The following is a 3,034-nucleotide window of genomic DNA, read 5'->3' as shown; positions in this document are numbered from 1 at the left end:
ATTTTAAATAGCTGTTCCTTTTTGGCTAAAGGATATGATATGTTTGATAATTATCTCACGGAGATTTCGAGTTACAAATGGCAGGTGGAACAATTCATAGGGAGTTTAACCCCACAAATAGGCTCGAGGACACTTTTTACTGCTGGCACAAAGGCATTAATCGGAACAGTATCCGTAACCTCCGGGACTATTACTGGGATGGCGACAATTACTATTATCCCTGGTGCGGTAGATTATATTCAGATAACTCCAGGTTTTGCTACCATAAGAGTAACTGAAAGTCTGATGTTTTATGCACAAGGGTATGATAAGTATCATAACCTGATTCCAGAACTAAGTTATAATTGGTCTGTTATTGGTGGGAGTATCTTGCCTGCTATTGGCTCATCAACCCTATTTACCGCTGGAATAGTTGTTTGCGAGGGAATGATAATGGCGACATCCAGTGGTAAGAGTGCCTTTGCCTCTATCACCATTACCCCGGGTGAACTACATCATATTAATATCTTTCCTCAAACTCAAACTGTAAGTATTTTAAATAGTTGTTCCTTTTTGGCTAAAGGATATGATATGTTTGATAATTATCTCACGGAGATTTCGAGTTACAAATGGCAGGTGGAACAATTCATAGGGAGTTTAACCCCACAAATAGGCTCGATGACACTTTTTACTGCTGGCACAAAGGCATTAATCGGAACAGTATCCGTAACCTCCGGGACTATTACTGGGATGGCGACAATTACTATTATCCCAGGTCAATTACATCATTTAATTATTACTCCTGCTACTGTAACTCTCTCTATTACCACAAGTTGCGAATTTTATGTCAATGGGTATGACTACTACGATAATCCTATTTTAAATGTAATCTGTAATTGGGAGGTTATCCCAACATCTCTGGGTCAGGTAAATCCTGTTATCGGAACATCTACAACATTTACGGCAGGTCTTTCTCCAATAACTGGAATCATAAAGGCTACCAATGGAACAATAATTGGCACTTCGACTATCTTTCTATCAGAGAGTGAATTAGACCATTTCAATTTTGAGGTAATCCCACATCAAGTTGGCGGAAAACCATTTCCTGTGACTATCACGGCAAGAGATGTTTATAATAATTTAGTCGATTTTGATAATGAGATTAGTCTATGTCCTGTCCCAGAAAATATTAATCTTACGGCTAATGGTAGATTTGTAGATGGGCTATGGCAGGGGACAATAACGATTAATACTGTGGCTCTTGATATTCAACTTATCGCTAATTTTGCTAACATCAGAGGGACAAGTAATACCTTTGCCGCATTGATTGACGATAACTACGGAACGGTAACGGCTGAGGGGAATACAATATTGACTATTAACCCAAAATCTTTGAATGGAACGAATTATTATGTAATGATTAATGCGAATCCTGAAAATCTGGAGATTAAAAATGCCAATCTTGCCGATGACCAGGATACGAAATTGGATGGTGTAAGAAATTCAATCCGCGAGATTAAAATAATTGATGGTGATAAAAAATTGCTCGACTATGACTTTGGGAATGCCACTTTTCTGATTATTCCTTTTGATGATAATGACCAGGATAAGATAGTAGATGGCACAAATATCTTAGAAAAGAGCCTCAGACTACACATCCTTGAAAATAATCAGTGGAAGCCGGTAAATACGACACCAACAATTGACCGAATTGGAAATCGGGTAAAGGCACAAATCTATAAGATGGGAACTTATGTTTTAATGGGTTATGCGGTTCAACCAAATCTAAGCAATTTCATAGTTTATCCTGTTCCGTTTAAACCACAACGCGGGGATAAAGAGATAATCTTTGAAGGATTGCCAATGGATTGTAAGATAAGAATTTATGACATCGCCGGAAGTCTAAGACGGTTTGTAGAGCATATTGAGGGATATTGGTGCTGGGATGTTAGAGATGACTATGGCCATCCTCTCGAAAGCGGTGTCTATATCTATATTATCACAGACAATGAGGAAGAGAAGAAAACAGGTAAGATTGCCGTTATAAGATAAGCGACTTCGTCGTAAAAAGATTCAGGGTTACCTGTTCAAAGTTCAGGGTTAGTTAGATGGTAACCGTTCACCTCACCACTCAGACACAGAGGCACTGAGAAATATATCAGAGGACAAAAATCAACCTTGACCTTTATATTCATTACTTTCTTACTTAACTACTTCTCCCGCCAATAAAGTCGAGATAACAGCAAATCCTAAGAAATAGCCAGCGTTTAACGCGACATTTTTAACCTTAATTAGATGGTCAATTTGTTGTGCTTGCATATTGATAGTTGCCTGAGACTCAACCAATTTCATTTGAAGCTCAAGGATAGCACTTTTGAGCATCTCATTTTCTTCATCTTTAGATGAAACTTGCTGTTGAATTTTAACTAACTCACTCTCCTTTTGCTGGAGCAGGACGACTAATCCTTCATCTTTTAGTCTTTTAATCTCAAGTTCTAATTCGCTAATTTTTTGTTGATTTTTTTCCTTTTCCTTTTCCATCTCATTTATTTTCGCTTGAAGCACAGCACATAGTTGAGAAGCCTTCTCCCTGCCGATGGCTAATTTTTCTCCCGGGTAAATCCAATGTGGGTCAGTGAATATGTTGTATTGTTTGAACTTTGGCCAGAGGTAAGGCTGGCGATAATAATATCCGGCTAAGTCCCAGAGCGTATCCCCTTTTTTAATAATGATTAAATCGCTATCCTTATACCTTTGTGTGATTTTGGAGTAGGAGACTCCAGGTGTGGCACTGACCATACTTGCGACTAAAATCCAGATTACTGCGCGCTTAATTTTTACCATTTTATTTCCCTCCCTTAATTTAAAATGTTTATAACCCTACAACGTCATTTACTAATTTTACCGCTAGTAAGCGTTCAGATACTCTGAGGTATAGGTGTCTGGTGTCTTGGTGTCTGGTGTCTTGGTGTCTGACCACCAGACTGTTCTTCCTCCATTCCTTGCTTACATCTGCGTAGATAGCCAATATAACTGTTAACTTTCGCAATTAGCT

At 38.4% G+C, this 3,034-nt stretch carries 2 protein-coding genes; one reads left to right on the top strand and one right to left on the bottom strand.

Going from position 1 to position 3,034, the window contains the following annotated elements; translation table 11 throughout:
* A partial coding sequence (locus AB1422_14420; GenBank protein MEW6620507.1) for a hypothetical protein occupies positions 1-2,031 on the top strand: 2,031 nt, incomplete at its 5' end.
* Positions 2,032-2,181: 150 nt separating this feature from the next.
* Here AB1422_14420 and AB1422_14415 read toward each other — a convergent pair.
* On the bottom strand, positions 2,182-2,823 hold the full coding sequence (locus AB1422_14415) for a LysM peptidoglycan-binding domain-containing protein (protein MEW6620506.1): 642 nt from the start codon (positions 2,821-2,823) through the stop codon (positions 2,182-2,184).
* Positions 2,824-3,034: the final 211 nt, after the last annotated feature.

This window comes from bacterium, assembly GCA_040757115.1.
GTDB lineage: Bacteria > UBA9089 > CG2-30-40-21 > CG2-30-40-21 > SBAY01 > JBFLXS01.
Note: the sequence above shows the minus strand (reverse complement) of the source record. Positions and strands in the feature narration are given on the sequence as shown.

Bases quoted from the DNA above. Each gene is read 5' to 3' on its own strand.
- AB1422_14415 (MEW6620506.1), bottom strand. From the start codon at position 2,823: ATGGTAAAAATTAAGCGCGCAGTAATCTGGATTTTAGTCGCAAGTATG.